21 protein-coding genes are annotated in these 19,338 nt (G+C 40.4%); 7 read left to right on the plus strand and 14 right to left on the minus strand.

The window, feature by feature from the left end:
* Positions 1-10: 10 nt before the first annotated feature.
* The 13 genes from hemH to KZP23_RS03630 form a co-directional block, all read right to left on the minus strand.
* On the minus strand, positions 11-1,042 hold the full coding sequence (gene hemH / locus KZP23_RS03570) for a ferrochelatase (protein ID WP_226334756.1): 1,032 nt from the start codon (positions 1,040-1,042) through the stop codon (positions 11-13).
* A 229-nt stretch (positions 1,043-1,271) separates the two neighbouring features.
* Positions 1,272-1,754: a DUF4168 domain-containing protein gene (locus KZP23_RS03575; protein ID WP_226334757.1), complete on the minus strand. Its 483-nt coding sequence runs from the start codon at positions 1,752-1,754 to the stop codon at positions 1,272-1,274.
* Between the two features lie 163 nt (positions 1,755-1,917).
* Positions 1,918-2,223: a thioredoxin gene (gene trxA / locus KZP23_RS03580; RefSeq protein WP_226334758.1), complete on the minus strand. Its 306-nt coding sequence runs from the start codon at positions 2,221-2,223 to the stop codon at positions 1,918-1,920.
* A gap of 85 nt (positions 2,224-2,308) precedes the next feature.
* Positions 2,309-2,866: an OmpH family outer membrane protein gene (locus KZP23_RS03585; protein ID WP_226334759.1), complete on the minus strand. Its 558-nt coding sequence runs from the start codon at positions 2,864-2,866 to the stop codon at positions 2,309-2,311.
* Positions 2,867-2,884: 18 nt separating this feature from the next.
* Positions 2,885-3,406, minus strand: a complete 522-nt coding sequence (locus KZP23_RS03590; protein ID WP_226334760.1) for an OmpH family outer membrane protein — start codon at positions 3,404-3,406, stop codon at positions 2,885-2,887.
* Between the two features lie 3 nt (positions 3,407-3,409).
* On the minus strand, positions 3,410-6,106 hold the full coding sequence (locus KZP23_RS03595; protein ID WP_226334761.1) for a BamA/OMP85 family outer membrane protein: 2,697 nt from the start codon (positions 6,104-6,106) through the stop codon (positions 3,410-3,412).
* A gap of 5 nt (positions 6,107-6,111) precedes the next feature.
* Positions 6,112-6,849, minus strand: coding sequence for an isoprenyl transferase (locus KZP23_RS03600; RefSeq protein ID WP_226334762.1), 738 nt, complete (start codon positions 6,847-6,849; stop codon positions 6,112-6,114).
* An 81-nt stretch (positions 6,850-6,930) separates the two neighbouring features.
* Positions 6,931-7,719 (minus strand): type IX secretion system protein PorG, encoded by a 789-nt coding sequence (gene porG, locus KZP23_RS03605; RefSeq protein WP_226334763.1) that lies wholly within the window; start codon positions 7,717-7,719, stop codon positions 6,931-6,933.
* A 74-nt stretch (positions 7,720-7,793) separates the two neighbouring features.
* On the minus strand, positions 7,794-8,669 hold the full coding sequence (locus KZP23_RS03610) for an NAD kinase (RefSeq protein ID WP_226334764.1): 876 nt from the start codon (positions 8,667-8,669) through the stop codon (positions 7,794-7,796).
* 14 nt (positions 8,670-8,683) lie between these two features.
* A complete protein-coding gene (locus KZP23_RS03615) occupies positions 8,684-9,349 on the minus strand; it encodes a CBS domain-containing protein (protein ID WP_226334765.1) in 666 nt (221 codons plus the stop codon).
* Positions 9,350-9,458: 109 nt separating this feature from the next.
* On the minus strand, positions 9,459-10,052 hold the full coding sequence (locus KZP23_RS03620; protein WP_226334766.1) for an anthranilate synthase component II: 594 nt from the start codon (positions 10,050-10,052) through the stop codon (positions 9,459-9,461).
* Positions 10,036-10,581 carry a CvpA family protein gene (locus tag KZP23_RS03625; RefSeq protein WP_226334767.1) on the minus strand — a complete coding sequence of 182 codons (546 nt, stop codon included), beginning with the start codon at positions 10,579-10,581 and terminating at the stop codon, positions 10,036-10,038. Before KZP23_RS03625 ends, KZP23_RS03620 begins: the two co-directional genes overlap by 17 nt.
* 6 nt (positions 10,582-10,587) lie before the next feature.
* A complete protein-coding gene (locus tag KZP23_RS03630) occupies positions 10,588-11,034 on the minus strand; it encodes a GatB/YqeY domain-containing protein (protein ID WP_226334768.1) in 447 nt (148 codons plus the stop codon).
* A gap of 64 nt (positions 11,035-11,098) precedes the next feature.
* Here KZP23_RS03630 and KZP23_RS03635 point away from each other — a divergent pair, with 64 nt between their 5' ends.
* The 4 genes from KZP23_RS03635 (at position 11,099) to metK (ending at position 14,767) form a co-directional block, all read left to right on the plus strand.
* A complete protein-coding gene (locus KZP23_RS03635) occupies positions 11,099-11,818 on the plus strand; it encodes a pyridoxine 5'-phosphate synthase (protein ID WP_226334769.1) in 720 nt (239 codons plus the stop codon).
* A 43-nt stretch (positions 11,819-11,861) separates the two neighbouring features.
* Positions 11,862-12,623, plus strand: a complete 762-nt coding sequence (locus KZP23_RS03640) for an alpha/beta fold hydrolase (RefSeq protein WP_226334770.1) — start codon at positions 11,862-11,864, stop codon at positions 12,621-12,623.
* A 25-nt stretch (positions 12,624-12,648) separates the two neighbouring features.
* Positions 12,649-13,362 carry an SAM-dependent methyltransferase gene (locus KZP23_RS03645; RefSeq protein ID WP_226334772.1) on the plus strand — a complete coding sequence of 238 codons (714 nt, stop codon included), beginning with the start codon at positions 12,649-12,651 and terminating at the stop codon, positions 13,360-13,362.
* Positions 13,363-13,513: 151 nt separating this feature from the next.
* Positions 13,514-14,767 (plus strand): methionine adenosyltransferase, encoded by a 1,254-nt coding sequence (gene metK / locus KZP23_RS03650; protein ID WP_226334773.1) that lies wholly within the window; start codon positions 13,514-13,516, stop codon positions 14,765-14,767.
* 93 nt (positions 14,768-14,860) lie between these two features.
* Here metK and KZP23_RS03655 read toward each other — a convergent pair whose 3' ends face one another.
* Positions 14,861-15,850, minus strand: coding sequence for a D-alanine--D-alanine ligase (locus KZP23_RS03655; protein ID WP_226336475.1), 990 nt, complete (start codon positions 15,848-15,850; stop codon positions 14,861-14,863).
* Between the two features lie 207 nt (positions 15,851-16,057).
* Between KZP23_RS03655 and KZP23_RS03660 the strand changes: the two genes are divergently transcribed.
* The 3 genes from KZP23_RS03660 to KZP23_RS03670 all read left to right on the plus strand — a co-directional run bounded on the left by KZP23_RS03660 (position 16,058) and on the right by KZP23_RS03670 (position 19,276).
* Positions 16,058-18,238 carry a S9 family peptidase gene (locus tag KZP23_RS03660; RefSeq protein WP_226334774.1) on the plus strand — a complete coding sequence of 727 codons (2,181 nt, stop codon included), beginning with the start codon at positions 16,058-16,060 and terminating at the stop codon, positions 18,236-18,238.
* Positions 18,239-18,381: 143 nt separating this feature from the next.
* Entirely contained in the window at positions 18,382-18,756 is a 375-nt protein-coding gene (locus KZP23_RS03665) for a hypothetical protein (RefSeq protein WP_226334775.1), read from the plus strand.
* Between the two features lie 52 nt (positions 18,757-18,808).
* Positions 18,809-19,276 carry a Clp protease ClpB gene (locus tag KZP23_RS03670; protein WP_226334776.1) on the plus strand — a complete coding sequence of 156 codons (468 nt, stop codon included), beginning with the start codon at positions 18,809-18,811 and terminating at the stop codon, positions 19,274-19,276.
* The last annotated feature ends 62 nt before the right edge of the window (positions 19,277-19,338 follow it).

Here is a 19,338-nt window from a genome sequence, read left to right on the forward strand (position 1 = left end):
TTACGGAGCCTCAGGAATTTTGAAGTACTATGTCTTTTACACAATCCACCCAGGTATCATTTGAATTTAAACTGGGCACCAAGTCCCAATGTTCACCACCCGCTGCTTCAAATACTTCCTTATACTCCTCTCCCACCTCAACAGTGGTTTCCAAACAATCTGCCACAAAGGCTGGAGAAAACGCCAAAACCTTCTTTGCCCCATCCCCGGCCAATTCATTGATCTTATCTTCCGTATAAGGCTGTACCCATGGGTCCTTCCCTAATCTGGACTGAAAAGCTGTATGCACCTTATCCTTGGGCAATCCCAATTTCTCCGCCAATAGTCGGGTAGTATAAAAACACTGTGCCCTGTAACAATACTGATTCGAAGGAGTCTGTACAGCACAGCATTTATCATTCAGCTGACAGAAACCATTACAAGAAGCTTTCTTAATCTGTCTCTCCGGTAGCCCGTGATAGGAAAACAAATAAGCATCGTATTCCTGTCCCTGCATCTTTTCATCAGCAATTTCCTTCCAAGCTTCTAAAAATAATGGATGGTCCAAAAATCTTGCTACATAATTGATGGCGGGGACCACTTGCCAATCTTTTACGACCTCCATGACCTTATGGATTACTGAACCATTGGTAGCAGAAGCATATTGGGGAAATAAAGGCAGTACAATGATCTTTTGGACCTTAGCCTCTTGCAAGGCCCTAAGTCCTTCTTCTATACTGGGACTTTGATACCGCATGGCCATTTCCACATGATATTTCTTTGCATCCAACTGTTGGACAAGCTTGGCCTTCAAGTCTTCGGTATGAAATAACAATGGAGAACCTCTTTCCGTCCATAATTTTTTATATTCTACAGCAGACTTAGGTGCCCTAAAAGGTGCAATAATACCATTCACCAGAAACCACCTGGACATAAAGGGAATGTCTATTACCCGCTCATCCATCAAAAATTCTCTCAGGTACTTCCTTACATCTGCTACTGCAGTACTGTCTGGAGTTCCCAAATTCACCAACAGCACTCCAATTTTCGCCTTATTATTCATAAATCGCATTGCTTTTAAAGAGAACCAAAATTACAACCTATTGTTATAAATTGCTAAGTGATTAAATCAACTGAAGATTGACAAAAACTATGAAACAATAAAAGTACGTCCAAATCAGCACTATTGGATCAATCTTTCCCATCAAATAAAAAGACTGATATTTCAAATTCATTACAAAATAAAAAGCGGACCTCTCAGCCCGCTTTATTCAACCTACATTTTAAGCAAGTCATTCTTTGTTCATTTTTTCCTGCATTAAGGCATCTATTTTTTCTTTCACTTTTTGATCTTGATTATAAGCCATGGATATTTGTTGAAATTTCTGCACACTAAGCGCTTCCTCTTCGATCATTTCCTGCACTTTGACCTGAACATCCTTTTGCATTTCCATTACTTTTTGTCCAGCTTGGTTGAATTTGGCCAATTCAGCGGGGTCATCTGATGCATCCTGGATATTACCGGATTGCTGCGCCCTGGCCAATTCCTGAAATCTATTAATTTCTAGGCCTTCATCTTCTATGGCTTTTACCATTTTGCCCTGCATTTCTTGTTGAACTGGAATAATAGCTACATTGATATCTACAAACTTCTCATAGTCCTCATCGGTAAAATTATTGTCTTTAGTCGCTCCTTGAGCAAAAGCAGTTCCTTGTAAAGCAAAGAACAGAAAAGCGAATACAGAAGCTATAGATAATAGATTAATTTTTTTCATAAAAGGTCTATTAATTTAGTAATCGTTATTTTTTTAAGTTACAAATTATTCAGGTTTTTACCATAAAAGAATTCATTTAGTTATGGTTTTGCACAAAATCCTATGAGATAAAGCCAATTATAGATAGTTTAATCTATAAACATGAAAAAATAAACAATATGCTTTAGACTACTCCCTTAAGTTGTTTGAGCAAGTCTCTTTTGGTGATTATACCGCCTTTGCGCCACAGGATCTTTCCTTTTTTAAACAAGATATAATGGGGGATTGACCTGACGGCAAAATTTAGGGCCAGCTGATTGTTCTTATCGATATTAACTTTTAATAGCTTGACTTTTCCTGAAAGCTCATCTATCACTTCTTCTAGAACAGGATCCATGGTCTGGCATGGCCCGCACCAATCTGCATAAAAATCTACCAACACCGCCTCATTGGACTGCCTGATAATGTCCTTGATCTTTTTCTTAGCCATATTGAAATGATTTAGGATAATCAAACATATATATAAAACAAAAAGCCCGGCTGATGGCCGGGCTTCAAATGATCTTATTCAATAATTACTGAGGCAATTCAGCATTCTCTGGCATTTGCTCAGGAAGCTCAATTCCTAGTTTGGCAGCTACTAATTCAGTAAACTTGTCTGCTTCCTTAGTGTAAAGCAATACTGGAGATTGGCCCGCAGTTTCAGAGAAGATATGCGTATAATTATGCTCAGCGGCTACTGAATTAATGGCATTGAAAACCTTGGTCTGAACAGGCTCCAACAATTCGCCTAATTTCCTTTGATAAGAAACCTGGGCATCTTGTTGATATTTTTGAAATTCTTCTTGAAGTTTTTGCAATTCCTGTTGCTTAGCTGCTCTAGCTTCATCTGTCATCGTCTGGGCAGCTTGCTGATATGATTGAAATTCTCTTTGTAAATTTTGCTCTTTGGTCTGGGCACTTGTTTGTAACTGTGTACCATAATCCTTCATATCAGCATCGATCTGCTGCATTTCCGGCATCAAGCTCATCAACACCTCTACATTGGTATAGCCAATTTTGACATCTTGGGCTTGTGCTACAAGGCATAAACCGAACATTGCAATGGCTGAAAGGATAATTCTTACTTTCATAATTTTAGTTTAATTAAGTTATTTGTTTTCTTCTATTCCTAATTCTTCTATCACAAAATCCGAATAATCATGTACCGGATCTGTATAAATCATCGATAAATCAGCCGCTTTATCAAACATGATGGCTATGCCATTACGTTTAGCTACCTTATCAATGGCATCAAATATCTTGGATTGCAAGGGCTGCATCAATTCGGACTGTTTCTGGAAAAATTGCCCATTGGGTCCAAAAACCCGGGTATTAAATGCTGTGGCATTTTTTTCCTTTCCTTTGATTTCATCGAGCCGCTCTTGGTACATTTCCTCTGTCAGCAGGACTTCTTCCGCTTTGAGCGCACTGTACATTTCCTTGATCTCATTCTCCAAATTCTGTGCCTCTTTTTTCCAAGTATCTCCTAAACTCTTCAATTCCTTCTGAACCACCTTATAATCAGGATGCTTATTCAGCACGTATTCAGAATCCACATAGCCTATCTTCTGCGCCATGACGGCGGGACTGAACAAAAATAGTAAAAGTACTAATTTCAGACACTTTTTCATGTATTACCTGAATTGTTGACCAATTGTGAAGTGGAACATTCCACCACTTGGCTCTATTGCACCTGGAGCTGGATCAAAGCCATAACCCCAGTCTATACCTAGCAAGCCAAAAGCTGGCATAAAAATCCTAGCACCAAAACCTGCAGATTTCTTCAAGTCATATGGGTTGAACTCCGCATAGCTTCCCCAGTTGTTTCCTGCCTCAGCAAATCCAAGCAGATAAATGGTTGCAGAAGGGTTTGGAGAAACCAAAAACCTCAGTTCCATCACTTGTTTATTATAAACCACACCACCGAATGGATCGGCACCTTCCTGTCCTCTAGTTAATCTTCCAGGAGTAATTACTTGGTTTTCATAGCCTCTTAGACCAATGATATCCTGTCCCAATGAGAAGTTATTAAAGGTCATACCATCACCACCCATCACAAATCGCTCAAGAGGAATAATCCCTATCTTACTTCCATAAGAGCCCAAGAATCCAAGGTGCGTCCTGGCGTTGATCACAAATTTACTGGAGCCAAATATAGGCGTATAGAATTTTGCATCAAACATCCATTTATGATATTCTAACCATTTATACTTTTCCTCATCAGGCGTTTCAGCAGTGATTGATTTATTCAAAGCCGAATAGGGAGGAGTAAAGTTGGCACTTAAGGAAATATTCGAACCTACCCTAGGATAGATCTGCTGATCGACATTGGACCTACTTACCGTAATATTATAAGTCAAACTATTTGATTTACCTGTAGCGTAACTCAAACCGAAGCTTCTACCATATTCATCAAATTCATAAATCTGGAATTGAAGAGAATTACTTATACTGAAATAATCATCCGGCCAGGTAACCCTTTTGGCCAAGCCCAAAGTCACACCGGTAATTTTAAAGAAGCCCAGCTCCTCACCGAAATTGTTTTGGTTATAAATATCAATCTGTCTTTGGACAGAATGGTTAAAGCTCACACTCAATGCATTTGGTTTTTTCCCTCCAAACCATGGTTCCGTAAAAGAGAAACTATAGTTCTGGAAGCTTTTACCATTGGCCTGCACCCTTAGAGATAATTTCTGACCATCACCCACAGGAAGCGGTCTCCACTTAGAGAAATCACCAATATTTTTTACCGAAAAGTTATTAAACACCAGTCCGACGGTACCTACGAATCCATAGAATCCACCCCAACCCCCAGACAATTCTATCTGGTCATTTGGCCGCTCTTCCAGTTGGAAAACGATATCTACTGTCGCATCTTCAAAATTTGGCCTTAGATCAGGATTAATGGTTTCAGGATCAAAATATCCGATCTGGGAAAGTTCCCTGATGGTCCTTACCAACAAAGCCCTGTTGAACTTCTGACCAGGCAATATCCTGATCTCACGCATCACCACATGATCGGAAGTTCTTTCATTCCCTTCAATGGACACTGAATTTACGGTCACCTGGGGCCCCTCAAGTATTCTCATTTCCATATCGATCGAATCCCCCACCACATTGACCTCTACCGGATCTATATTAAAGAAAAGATAACCATCATCTTGGTACAAAGAACTTATGTCGTCCCCTCGAGAAGGATCATAATTTAACCTTTTGTCCAGTCTTTCCTTATTATAGATATCCCCTTTTTGGATTCCAAGCTTTTGCAATAGCTCTTCATCATCATGGATATAATTCCCCGTAAAAGTGATATTCCTATAGTAATACTGTTTGCCTTCTACTAGATCGAGTTCTATATTAATCGTTCTTTCATCAAAATTATAAATGGAATCACGGATGATTTCCACATCCCTGTATCCTTTGTTTTGGTAAAAGCTGATCACATTATCCTTATCGTTCCTATATTCTTTCTTATTGAATTTTGAAGAAGCGAAGAAGTTTAGCTTGAAGTTTTTATTGATATAAGTCTTTACCTCTTCATCAGAAACAGGATTCCTATATTTAATGGCATTGCTGATATTCTCCCCATTGGCATTTTTCAATCTTTGGAAAACATCCTTAAAAATACGAACACGGGCATGCTCGTTGGTCTTTTTCATTTTCTTTTTGATCTTACCATCGGAGATATTATCATTTCCTGAAATGGCGATCTCATTGATTTTGATTTTGGACTTCTTGTCCACATCAAATCTTAGCTTTACGCTATTGGGAAAAGTGGTATCCCTTTCTTGGATGATTTTCACATCTGTATTAAGGTATCCCTTTTCAACAAAATACTGTGTGATATTTCTTTTGGAAGTATTCAGCACATCATCACGTACCACCCTTCCTCTGATTTGTACTTTATCTTTTAGCTCACTTTCTTGTGTCCTGGTCACTCCGCTAAATTCGACCACACTGAACCTTGGTCTTTCTGTTAGGTCCAATAAAAGGTAAATTTCATCCCCTTCGATCTTGGTCACCAATATCTTCACATCCCCTATAATCCCCTGGCCCCATAGCTTCTTCAGGGCATTTGAAATCGCATCACCAGGCACGCTTATCTCATCCCCAACCTTAAGCCCAGACAAAGAAATAATGGCCGTTTCATCCAAGGTCGACAATCCAACCGCCTTGATTTCGGCAATTTTAAAATTCTTTGGCTGAACGTAATTCAGCTCAAGAATGTCCACTGGTTTTTGGACCGAGTACCTGCTTTGGCCTAGCCTAATTTGCGCTTGGCTGATACCGGCAAAAAGAAGTAAACAAATTATTAGTAAGCTTTTTCTCATTAATCTCATGATTTAATCTGTGCACCTGTTTTCCCAAATCGTCTTTCCCTGTTCTGGTAATCAACTATGGCTTCATGCAAGTGCTCTTTTCTAAAGTCTGGCCATAACACATCTGTAAAATACAGTTCGGTATAGGCCAGTTGCCAAAGCAGAAAATTACTTATCCGTAATTCTCCACTTGTCCTGATCAGCAATTCCGGATCAGGTATATCTTTGGTCAGCAAAGCTGAAGAGATGTACTCTTCTGTCACTGCTTCCAAATCAATTTCTTTGTCAGCTACTTTTTTGGCAATATTTTTCACCGCCTTGGTCAGTTCCCACCTTCCGCTATAACTTAAGGCCAGAATCAAGGTCATCCCTGTGTTTGCCGCAGTGGCTTCCATTACATCGTTAAGCTTTTTCTGAAAACGCTCCGAAAGACTCTCGAAATCTCCCACATAGGTCAATTTCACATTGTTTTTCATCAATTCGGGGAGCTGACTGGTCATGGTGTTCATGAGAAGTTCCATGATTGCATTGACCTCAAACTTCGGTCTAGACCAGTTTTCTGTAGAAAAGGTGTACAGCGTAAGGTATTTCACGCCCAAATCATTTGCTCCAGTGAGCGTCTCTCTCACCGCAGTAATGGCATTCCTGTGTCCAAAAACTCGTTTGGCCCCCTTGCCCTGCGCCCATCGACCATTTCCATCCATAATAATGGCTATATGCGTGGGTATGTTCTCCTTGTGAATCACTTCCTTCATTCCAGTATTATCCGAACTTAATTTTTTGGAGGTACAAAAATGCTATTTCTTTTTTAATAATCTATCCCAAGCTCCAATTAATTAATAATTAAAGCATTCTACTTGGTGAAATGAATAACTAAGGGTTACACCTAAAAAATAGTACCAGTCTTTATCAGACTTATTCCCATAGTTGAGTCCATAAACTGGTGGGATATCATTGGGATCGTTGGGATCGGGAACATAATCAGGGTCAGGGAACCGCGATATATAATTTTCGTTATATTCTATCTTATCCAGAAAATCCGTCACCGTTGGCCGGAAACCAAACTCCACAGCCAGAAACAGTCTTTCTTTTAGTTTGTACTTTACGCCTAAACCAAAAGGGATGACCGGTGTGGAAAGGGAATACTTCCCTTCATCATCAGGAGGAATTTCTCCCTGATAGGCCTGGCCTTTTCCAGAGAAAAAGCTATAGCCAAATCCAAAGAAACCATAAGGAGAGAACCTGAAGGTAGAATGTGGTGCCAGATAATCCAGAAAGTGGTATTCCATCAATGCATGTCCCTCTACCAGCAATCCTTTAAAATAAGCATTCCGGGACTGGGCCATCGCATCCAATGGACGCACACTATCTGCCGCATTTAAACCTGCAATGGAAAATCCAAAGCGAAGGCTCCAAACATTGTCAAAATTTCGTCTGCCAAAAAACGTTCCTTGAAGGCCAATTTGTTCCGGGTCCAATCTCCTGATGATATCACCAGAATAGGTGGCTACTCCCAGGCCCAAGCCATATTCGTTTTGCTGCGCTTGCAATGGTACAATGGGAATACTCAAGAAGAGCCCAAGGACTAAGATCAAGCACAATTTTTCAAATTTGACTTTTTTCAAGACGCTGCAATTTATAAAGTACCTAACGAATAAAAAACCCTCTAAGGTATTCTCAGGGTTAATTTATGTTAAAACTAATTCCTCATATCAAAGCCCCAATTCAGCTTTTTCCTTAAAGTATCAAAGAAACTGTAATCGTGGAACTTAACCAACTTTGCGACAAATTTTTCCTTTTTCACGGTCAATTTCACGGAGGCATCCACGGCCGTTGATCTGGAATCCAACGAAATCAAAAACTTCTCACTTCTTCCCTCAATAGTAAAAGTAATCTCGCTTTCATCCGAAACAATCATGGGCCTTACATTGAGATTGTGCGGACTTACCGGAGTGATCACAAAATTCTTGGCCAATGGAGAGATCAAAGGACCTCCGCAGCTCAGGGAATACCCTGTGGATCCGGTAGGCGTGGCGATAATAAGGCCATCAGCCCAGTAACTGTTCAGGTACTCTCCATCAATATAAGTATGCACCGTAATCATGGAAGAAGTATCCCGTTTATGAATGGTAAATTCATTCAAACCATAAGGAACACCATTAAATAATGGCTGATCAGCCTCCAGATTGATCAACGCCCTGTCCTGTATAGTAAACTTCCCATCATAAAGTACTTCCACCGCTTTTTCTACATCTTCCTTGGCGATAGTCGCCAGAAAGCCCATCCTTCCGGTATTGATTCCCAGAATAGGCACTTCATACTCCCCTACCATGGACACCGTATCCAAGAGGGTTCCATCTCCTCCCACTGAAATCACAAAATCCATTTCTTCCAGTTTTTCCCTGTTGGGCAATAAAGTGAATCCGGTAGCCTTGGCCCCGGATTTTTTCAAGTTTTTCTGAAAAGCGGCTGTAAGGAAAATATTGGCGTTATGCTGATGAAGCGCATTGATAAGCTGTTCAATATATGGGACAAATTCCCGCTGAAATTTGATCCCATGAATGGTTATATTCATTGAAAGGGGTCCATTTAAATATTCAAAAATCTAAGCAGGTTATCCAGTCGGTCTTGCTCCCCACTTTGGGTCATTTCTTCTTGATAATGGTCGATAACCTTATAGCCAAACCTTTCCAAGGTGGCCTTGACATGCCTCAATTCTGTTTTATCAATCTTAAGGATGACTTTTATTTTGCTGTCATCCAAAGGATCACTGGTGAGAAAGCTACTCAGTATCTTAGCGTTTTCGGATTCAATTACCCGGGCAATTTCGAACAGGCTATAATCCGTCATAAACATGGACAAAACCAAAACACCTCCTTGAGCCTGTATAGCCATGGAATCCGCAAAAGCAGCAATGGCATCTTCCAAAGTCACCACCCCATGATATATATTTTCCTTGTCCACCACTGCCACCATATTGGTCTGGTATTCTGAAGCTACTCTCAACACATCATAAATATGCTTTTCCTTTGAAACAAAACAGCCTTCAGCTTCCAATGGCAAATCAGCAATCAAAATATCTTCCCTGTTGAAATTATAAATCATCTCATCGGTCACAAAGCCTTTGAACATTCCCTGCTCCACCACCGGCAAAACATCTGTACGAATTTCCTCCATCCATGACAGTGCCATCTTGACCTTGTCTGTCAATTTCAAAGGTGGGATCATATTATTGATAAATTCGTACGCCTGCATGTTTTAAAGATATTAAATTGTAGGTAATATTTAAAACGAATCCTTCTATAAACAAGTTTGCCTTTTGAAATTATATCATTGAATCCGGGCATTAATAAAAAAATCACCTTTAAGCTTTGTCTCTTTCAAGGTTTGTTCGCCTACAATAAAAATCCACCCATTGTTGGATAAGTTCCAGGCCAAACTCCGTCAAATAAGCTTCTGGATGAAACTGTATACCAAAAATAGGCAGATCCCTGTGGGCCATCGCCATGATTTCTCCCTTGTCAGTTTCCAATACTACCTCCAAGTCTTTGGGCAAATTCTTAAGCTCCAATGAATGGTAACGGGTAACCATAAAGCTGTCAGGAAGTCCTTTCAAAACGGGATGATCTGCCACCTTATTTATCTTATACACTTTTCCGTGTACTGGCTTTTCTCCCTTCACCAGTTTTGCACCAAAAAATTCACCAATACATTGATGTCCCAGACAAACGCCCAAAACCGGCAATTTATCATAATAGTAAGCCAGTATTTCCTTTAGATTGCCCGCCTTGTCTGGAGTTTCAGGACCAGGTGAAAGCACCACTGCCTCATACTTGTCTTCCTTAAGTAAGGCAAGAGGAGTATCATTTCTCACTATCTTCAATTCCATATTGGTCTGAAGAAAATAGTCAGCCAGTATATGGGAGAAAGAATCGAAATTATCAATTAACAATAACATCCTGACTCCTATTTACCAGTTCATTGATCCTATCTACGGCTTCCTTTATGATTGGGGTGATACTGCCAATGATATTGATCACAAAAGGTGCAAAGGGCTCCAGTATATTATAAAATCTCGATGCTTTCAGGTCCTCCTCAGGAAACTCAATTCCAAATGAATTGGCCGCCCATATCAACAAACTGATCATAAAGGCCCATTTCAATATCCCTAAGACAGCTCCGGCAAAATTGTCAAATGTACCCAAGAGAGTAAGGTCAAGGGTCTTTTTAACCAAATAGGCCAATAATCTAATCGTCAATGTCACGATGAAAAAAATGATTAAAAATGACACAAAAGGCAACATAAAAGTCAAACTTTCTACCCTTTCTGCCAACATCTCTGCCCCCCAGTGCATAAACTTGAAAGCAAAAACAATTCCGAATATAAAGGCCACGATAGATAAAATACCAATAAACAGGCCCTGTTTATAGCCGCTATAAGCACCTATACCCAGTAATATCAGTATGACAATATCTATCGCGCCCAAAAATCCTTATGCCAATAGTCCTTTAACTCTTTGGGAAATCATCTTCCCATCAGCCTTTCCAGCTAACTTCTTCGTGGCTACGCCCATCACCTTGCCCATATCCTTAGGTCCTTCAGCCCCAAGTTCAGCAATAATCTCCTGCAAAACAGCTTCCAATTCCTCTTCACTAAGCTGCTTAGGCAAAAACTCATTGATGATCTCCAATTCTGCCAATTCAGTGGCTGCGAGGTCCTCACGGTTTTGCTGCTGGTAAATCTCCACAGAATCCTTTCTTTGTTTGGCTGCTTTGGTCAAGAGTTTAAGCTCATCCTCTTCTGTCATATCTTTTTCACCACCCTTAGTCTCCTCCAACATAATCAGTGACTTAATTGACCGCAAAGCTCTCAGCCTATCCTTATCCTTGGCCAACATGGCCTTTTTAATTTCGCTTTCTATACTTTGCTTTAAACTCATTATCTTTATGTTTATGTTAATTAAGGTGTAATTTTGAACAAAATTAAGAGTATAATTTATTAAAATGACCAAACTCAGCGTAAATATTAACAAGATTGCTACCTTGAGGAATGCCAGGGGAGGCAATAATCCAGATGTCGTAAAGGTGGCAATGGATGCAGAAAAATTCGGATCACAAGGCATCACTGTTCACCCAAGGCCTGATGAGCGACATATTACTTATGATGACGTCATGAAACTCAAGGATGTGGTGACCACAGAATTCAATATAGAAGGCTATCCTGACAAACGGTTCATGGAAATCATCCGAATCGCCAAGCCAGCCCAGGCGACCTTGGTGCCTGACCCCCCAAATGTGCTGACTTCCAATACAGGCTGGGATACCATTGCCCACCAGGAAGAACTCAAGGACATTATCGCTGAGCTGCATGAATATGGCACCCGGACTTCCATCTTCATCAACCCCGAACCAAAATACTTCGAACCGGCAAAGCTGACTGGAACTGACAGGGTGGAACTCTACACTGAACCTTACGCAACCAATTATCATAAAAACAAACATACTGCGGTCAAACCTTATGTAGAAGTAGCAAAATTGGCCAAAGACTTAGGCTTGGGACTAAACGCCGGCCATGACCTTGATTTGGACAACCTGAAATTCCTCAAACAAAGTATTCCTTTCTTGGATGAGGTATCCATCGGACATGCACTTATCTGCGATGCCCTCTATTTTGGACTGGAAAACACCATCCAAATGTACAGAAGACAACTAGAGGAAGATTGACCCCATATCCATCAAAATCTATTACAGTTATCAATACCTTAGGATGAAATTGAATTTTAAGAAAGTCGGAGAAGGAAAACCATTGATCATATTACATGGGCTTTTTGGATCTGCGGACAACTGGCTGAGCATTGCCAAGGAACTTGAACATCACTATACCATGTACCTGGTAGACCAACGGAACCACGGAGATTCTCCTAAGAGTGATGACTGGGACTACAAGGCCATGGTAGATGATCTGGCAGCTTTTATGAGCGCTCAAGGTTTGGAATCTGCAGATATCATGGGACACTCCATGGGAGGAAAGACAGCCATGAACTTTGCACTCAAATACCCCAGTAAGGTCAATAAATTGATCATTGCTGATATTGCTCCGAGGTATTACCCTCCTCACCATCAGCAAATCCTTCAAGGCCTGAACGCCATCAATATGGAGGAACTAAAGTCACGAAAGGAAGCAGATGATACCTTGGCAAAGTACATCGATGAAATGGGTATTCGCCAATTCCTTTTGAAGAGCCTCGGAAGAAATGAGGAAAGGAAATTTATATGGAAGGTAAACTTGCCCGTGATCACAGAAAAAATCGACAATGTGGGAGAGGCACTCTCTGGCAATAAATCATTTGAAGGCCCTACCCTCTTTATGCGCGGTGCCAATTCAAAATATATTCAAGACAGCGACAAGGAAGACCTGGAAAAATTCTTCCCTGAGTACAAGTTGATCAGCATTAAAAATGCCGGACACTGGCTCCATGCAGAACAACCTTCAGCCGTAATTGAAACCATCAAGGCATTTTTAGGCTAGGAAAGCAATTATTCAGATTGACCATATGAAAAAAGGAAAACTATACCTTATCCCCAATGTCTTGGCAGAAGGAACCGCCCAGGAAATCATCAGCCCGCAGGTAAAGGATGTGATCAAACACACAAAACATTACTTGGCCGAGAATCTTCGTACCGCTCGTAGGTATATTTCTAGTTTGAGATTAGGACTTACCATCGAGGAATTACAGTTTGAAATCTTGGACAAAAAGACCAAGGACACCAAGGTGGCACAACTCCTCAAACCAATTTTTGAAGGACATGATATGGGGGTAATCTCTGAGGCAGGTTGTCCTGGCATTGCTGATCCAGGAGCAGTGGCTGTAGCCTATGCGCATCAAAAGGGCATACAGGTCATACCTTTATCCGGTCCATCCTCCATGTTTATGGCTTTGATGGGATCTGGATTCAATGGGCAATCTTTCGCTTTTGTGGGCTATATCCCCATCGACAAAAAAGCACGAATAGATGCCATCAAACAATTGGAAGCTGATTCCGGCAAGTTTAGAAGAACGCAAATTTTCATGGAAACCCCTTTCAGAAACAACCATCTGATGGATGACCTCAAACAACACTTAAACCCCAATACCAAGCTGTGCGTAGCCAAGAACATCAGCGGAAAAGATGAATTGATCGTCACCAAGACCATTGCTGAATGGAGAAAGACCAAATTGGACTTGCACAAAATTCCAACAGTATTTGTTCTGGACACTAATTTCTAGGACTTCGGAATAAAACAGCCCCCTTGTAAACCCTCTAGGAGCCAGTGTAATGATGACTTGTATTTTATCACAATCCAAAGTTTTTTATTTCCTGCTTATCCTGTAATTTTACACGCCATTTATACTTAGTAATTATTAAATACATCAATATATGCCATATCTATTCACTTCGGAGTCTGTATCAGAAGGACATCCTGATAAAATATCTGACCAGATTTCTGATGCGCTCATTGATAACTTTTTAGCTTTTGATCCAAAGTCCAAGGTTGCCTGTGAAACATTGGTCACTACCGGGCAGGTAGTATTGGCAGGTGAAGTTAAGTCTGACACCTACCTGGATGTTCAAAAAATTGCCAGGGATGTGATCAATAGAATCGGCTACACCAAAGGAGAGTACATGTTTGACGGTAATTCCTGTGGAGTGCTTTCCGCTATTCATGAACAGTCTCCAGACATCAACCAAGGCGTGGACAGGACCAGTCCTGAAGAGCAAGGTGCAGGTGATCAAGGAATGATGTTTGGCTATGCCACCAATGAGACCGAGAACTATATGCCTTTGGCATTGGACCTATCCCACAGGCTGTTGAAGGAGCTGGCCAAACTCAGAAGAGAAAACCAAGAAATCAAATACCTGAGGCCAGATGCCAAAGCTCAGGTAACCATAGAATACAGTGATGACAATGTTCCCCAAAAAATCAAGGCCATTGTTATTTCTACCCAACATGACGATTTCGCCGATGAGCCAACCATGCTTGCCAAAATCAAGGAAGACTTGATCAATATTTTGGTACCTAGGGTAAAAGCACAACTGATTCCTGAAATACAGACTTTGTTTACCGATGACATCACCTACCACATTAATCCAACGGGGAAATTTGTGATTGGTGGACCTCATGGTGATGCTGGGCTGACAGGAAGAAAGATCATTGTGGACACTTATGGAGGTAAAGGTGCTCACGGTGGTGGAGCATTCTCAGGAAAAGACCCTTCCAAAGTAGACCGCTCTGCGGCTTATGCTACCAGACATATTGCCAAAAACATGGTCGCTGCAGGCATAGCTGACGAGGTATTGGTGCAAGTTTCATATGCTATCGGTGTCGCTGAACCAATGGGCATCTATATCAATACTTATGGCACAGCCAAAGTCGATATGACAGATGGAGAAATTGCCAAGCTTATTGAGCAAATATTTGACATGAGACCTTATGCCATTGAGCAAAGGCTGAGACTAAGAAACCCCATCTATGAAGAAACTGCCGCATACGGCCATATGGGCAGAACCAATGAAGTAGTGAGAAAGACCTTTGTGTCTCCTGATGGGACTTCCATCACATTGGACGTGGAACTCTTCACTTGGGAGAAATTGGATTTTGTAGATACGATCAAAAAAGCATTTAAGTTATAATTTTAAAAAGCGGCTCGAGGGCCGCTTTTTTTATCCCCAATTCCATAAATCTGGATTTTTTTTAGCCTATACCTTTATAGATAGCACAGCCCATCATTCCTTGAACATCTCCTCAATGATCTCCGTATAAAACTCCTTCACGGATTTTCCGATTGCCCTTACCTGTTGGGAAATCAAGCTGGTCTCTGTTTGCCCGGGAACGGTATTGATTTCGATAAAGAATATCTTTCCAGTTTCATGCTCTATGAAATAATCCATCCTCACCGCACCTTTACAGTTCAGCTTGAGGTATACTTTTTCCGCCACCTTTTTCACCCGTTCCACTTCTTCTTCACTCATTCTTCCAGGCGTAATTTCTTCAGTCACCCCTGCAGTGTACTTTGCCTCAAAATCAAAAAACTCCTTGGAACTCACGATCTCCGTTGCAGGTAATACTATCACCTTCCCATCCACCATATAGATTCCTATAGAAAACTCCCTCCCAGACACAAATTCCTCCACCAACACTTGGCTGTCTTCTGCAAAAGCTTTATCCAAAGCTTCCTGAACCTCATCCAGCTTTTTCACCTTGCTCATGCCTATGCTACTTCCTCCACTGTTGGGTTTCACAAAATATGGTAGCCTCAGTTCCTCTATTACTCTTTGGGTATTCTTTGGACTATTTTTAAACAATTGTAAAGACTTGGCCACGTTCAAATCTTCTATATCCTGAACGATAGCCTTGGTATATCCCTTGTTCATGGTAATGGATGAAGTAATCGCATCACAGGTGGTATAGGGCAACCCTAGCATATCAAAATAACCTGCCAATTTACCATCTTCTCCGGGTGAACCATGAAGAATATTAAAAATCCCATCGAACGTGATTTTCTCACCATTAGGGCTAATGGAAAAATCATTTAAATCCACAGGAACTCGACCTCCAGTCTCTCCCTCATGGTACCAGCGCCCCTTTTCAATGATGATCTTGTAGACATCATATTTATCCAAATCAATATTTTTTTCAACTACAGCGGCACTTTTCAGAGAAACCACTGCTTCACCGGTAAACCCACCAGTTACCAATGCAATTTTCTTCTTCATCATAACAGTAAAGTTAAATGTAAGTTTTGAAAAATGGTATAACTAATGGCTGCTCTTGTTAAAAAGAATATTCCGTATATTCCAATTTTTTCCATGATTCATTCAGAGGCTAACATTTTTGAATACAGCCAATTATCCAGCCCAAACTTATTCTTCATGCCTTTTTCATTATATTTAGCCCGCAGAATAAAAATCCTGAATATAATTATGAACCAAGTAAAATTATTTGCCATTATGGCTATAGTGATGGGTATGTGCTATCAAGGCCTTGCACAACAAAAAAAGGTCTCCCTAGAATCCATTTTCAAAGAAGGTGTTTTTGCACAAAAATCAGTTGGTGGAATCAACTGGATGAAAGATGGTCAATATTATAGCTCCCTCAAAAGAGAACATGGAGCCCCTCAAGTGGTAAAAATCAACGTTTCCACCGGAGAAGAAGAAGCCGTATTGATCAACGGTGAAAAACTGGGCATCAACTTCACCAGCTATTCCTTCAATAATGATGAAACCAAAGCACTAGTAGCCACTGAAGTAGAAAGTATCTATAGAAGATCTACCAAAGGCATTTTTTATGTAATTGACCTAGCTACAGGTGCTAGCCAAAAATTGATGAATGGAGAAAAAATTTCTTATGCCACACTCTCTCCTGACAATAGCAAGGTCGCCTTTGTAAAGGACAATAACCTTTACTATATCAGTCTAGAGGACAATACTGTACACCAGATCACCCGTGATGGAAAGTGGAACCATATTATCAATGGCTCAGCTGACTGGGTCTATGAAGAAGAATTCTCCATGGCGCAAGCGTTTAAATGGTCTCCTGACGGAAAGAAGATCGCCTTTATCCGATTTGATGAATCAGAAGTACCTGAATACAATATGCAGCTTTGGGGACCGCTTTATCCTAAGGATTATAAGTTCAAATATCCGAAAGCAGGTGAGAAAAATTCTGAGGTAAGTATTCATGTATATGACTTGGACCAAGAAGAAACTGTAACTATCGAATCAGGACAAGAAAAAGATATCTATCTCCCTCGTATTTACTGGACTGGTGGTGAAAATAATACACTGGCCTTTATCAGGCTAAATAGACTTCAAAACCAGCTGGATTTGTTCCATGCTGATGCCACCACCGGTAAAAGCAAGATTATTTTGACTGAGACCTCGGAAACCTATGTGGATATGGACTATAATGACAACCTATTGTACCTATCCGATGGTAAAGGATTTATTAGAACTTCCGAACAAGATGGTCATAAACATATTTACCACCATGATATGAACGGTAAATTGATCCAACAAATTACTGAGGGAAATTGGGAAGTAACTGAAATGGTGGGCGTAGACGAAAAGTCAAAAAAGATCTACTATATCTCTACCGAGAAGTCACCATTAGAAAGAAATCTGTATGCTATCAAATTGAATGGTAAAGGCAAATCCGAGCTCACACCCACCCAAGGCACCCACGCCATCAATATGAGCCCAGATTTCAAATACTATATTGATTATTTCTCTACTGCGAACAGCCCCCTACACATTACCTTGAATACTTCAAAAGGCAAAACCATCAAAGTATTGGAAGACAATAGTGAATTGGTAGAAAGATTAGGTGAGTATGCATTAAGCGAAAAAGAGTTCTTCGAATTCCCAACTGTAGATGGTACTCCGTTAAATGCTTATATGATTAAGCCGGCTGATTTTGACCAAAGTAAACAATACCCTGTTTTAATGTACGTATATGGTGGCCCAGGTTCCCAAAACGTTAAAAACTCATGGGGTGGAACCCGCGATTTCTGGCACCATCAGTTGGCTGCTGAAGGATATATCATTGTTTGTGTAGACAACAGAGGAACTGGCGCCAGAGGGCGTGACTTCAAACATGCCACTTATGCACAATTAGGCAATCTTGAAACGCAGGATCAAATCGCCGGAGCAAAATATTTAGGAGGTCTCCCATATGTGGACGCCAGCAGAATCGGCATTTGGGGCTGGTCATATGGTGGTTATATGTCTTCACTTTCTTTAATGTTAGGCCATGATGTATTCAAAACGGCCATTGCAGTAGCTCCAGTGACTACCTGGAGATACTATGACACTATTTATACTGAAAGGTATTTACAAACGCCACAGCAAAACGCTAGCGGTTATGATGATTTCAGTCCAATCAGCCATGTGAGCAAATTGGAAGGTAACTACTTATTGATCCATGGAACAGGTGATGATAATGTCCATTTCCAAAATTCAGTAGATTTGGTCAATGCTTTGATCAGCGCAGACAAGCAATTCGAAACTTTCTATTATCCAAATAGAAACCACGGTATTTACGGTGGCAATACCACTTGGCACCTTTATAACCTGATGACTGATTTTATCAAAAGAAAACTGTAAGAAATAAGTTCATAAGATAATTTTGAGAGGCCTTGGGAGAGAATAGTGTTTTTTTCCCAAGGCCTTTTATTTTGTCATCAAGTCACACATTGATTTTTAAGGCAAAAGCAGTTATATTGTTCAGTACTCAACCCAAAATTTCCATGAAAGAAAGACTAAACACATCCTTACATTCTTTAAGTCTAATTGCTGTAGGAGGCATGGCCGCATGGGCTGTTTTTTCCGGAGACCTAAGCAGCCAGAAACTAATGACCTACCTTATACTTTTTCTGGTGATCATAGAGATTTTCAGTTTGATTTTAATTGGCAAAAGCTATCCAGAAAGCCACACCAGCTTCAAAATTGGTATGATTGCTACTTTCCTCATCCTTTTGGGAATCAAACGAATGCTTCCTGGCTTATTTGTCCCCTTGACCATTACGGCATTGGCCGTTAATTTCCTCTATAATTTTTATACCAATAATAAGCGGAGGAAAGGCCAATTTAAGCGGCGCAAAGAAAAAAAGTACAAATTATAAGCATTTGTTTAAACGGCACATTATTTGAGCTTTTTGGACAAAACCAAAAATCATGAAAAACATTTTACTCATTGCTTTTCTGTTTTCCCTAGCTTCAAATGCCTTTTCTCAGGAGAAATTAGAAAAGCTAGTCGATGAAAGACAGGACCTCCACCGTCGTTGGAAAGCTTCTGAATCCAAAAAGTCTGGCATCTTTGGCAATAGAACAAAAAAAGACATGATCGCCACCAATGATTGGATGGAAAGGATCATCCTCAAGGACAACCTCATCATGGATGAATTGGAGATGTTGAAAAACATCGAAACCACTGAAATCAAATACGAAAAGGATGATTACAAATTTATCGCCCAAAAACAGGAGCAGGACATCAACAAGCTCAAGCGTGCCCTTAAACAAAAAGACGAAGAAATAGTGGCAGAAGCCAATAGCAAAAGGACTTACGAGTGGACCACACTGATTTTCTTTCTCAGCACAGCCATTTTAGGCTTTCTTTTGTTCAGAATAAAATCCAAGTCTTGAATTCATAATTAAAACATCCGCGCTTATCATTACAAACACTTCCATACTTGTCTGCAGATAAT

The sequence above is a fragment of the Echinicola marina genome (genome assembly GCF_020463795.1).
In the GTDB taxonomy this organism is placed as follows: domain Bacteria; phylum Bacteroidota; class Bacteroidia; order Cytophagales; family Cyclobacteriaceae; genus Echinicola; species Echinicola marina.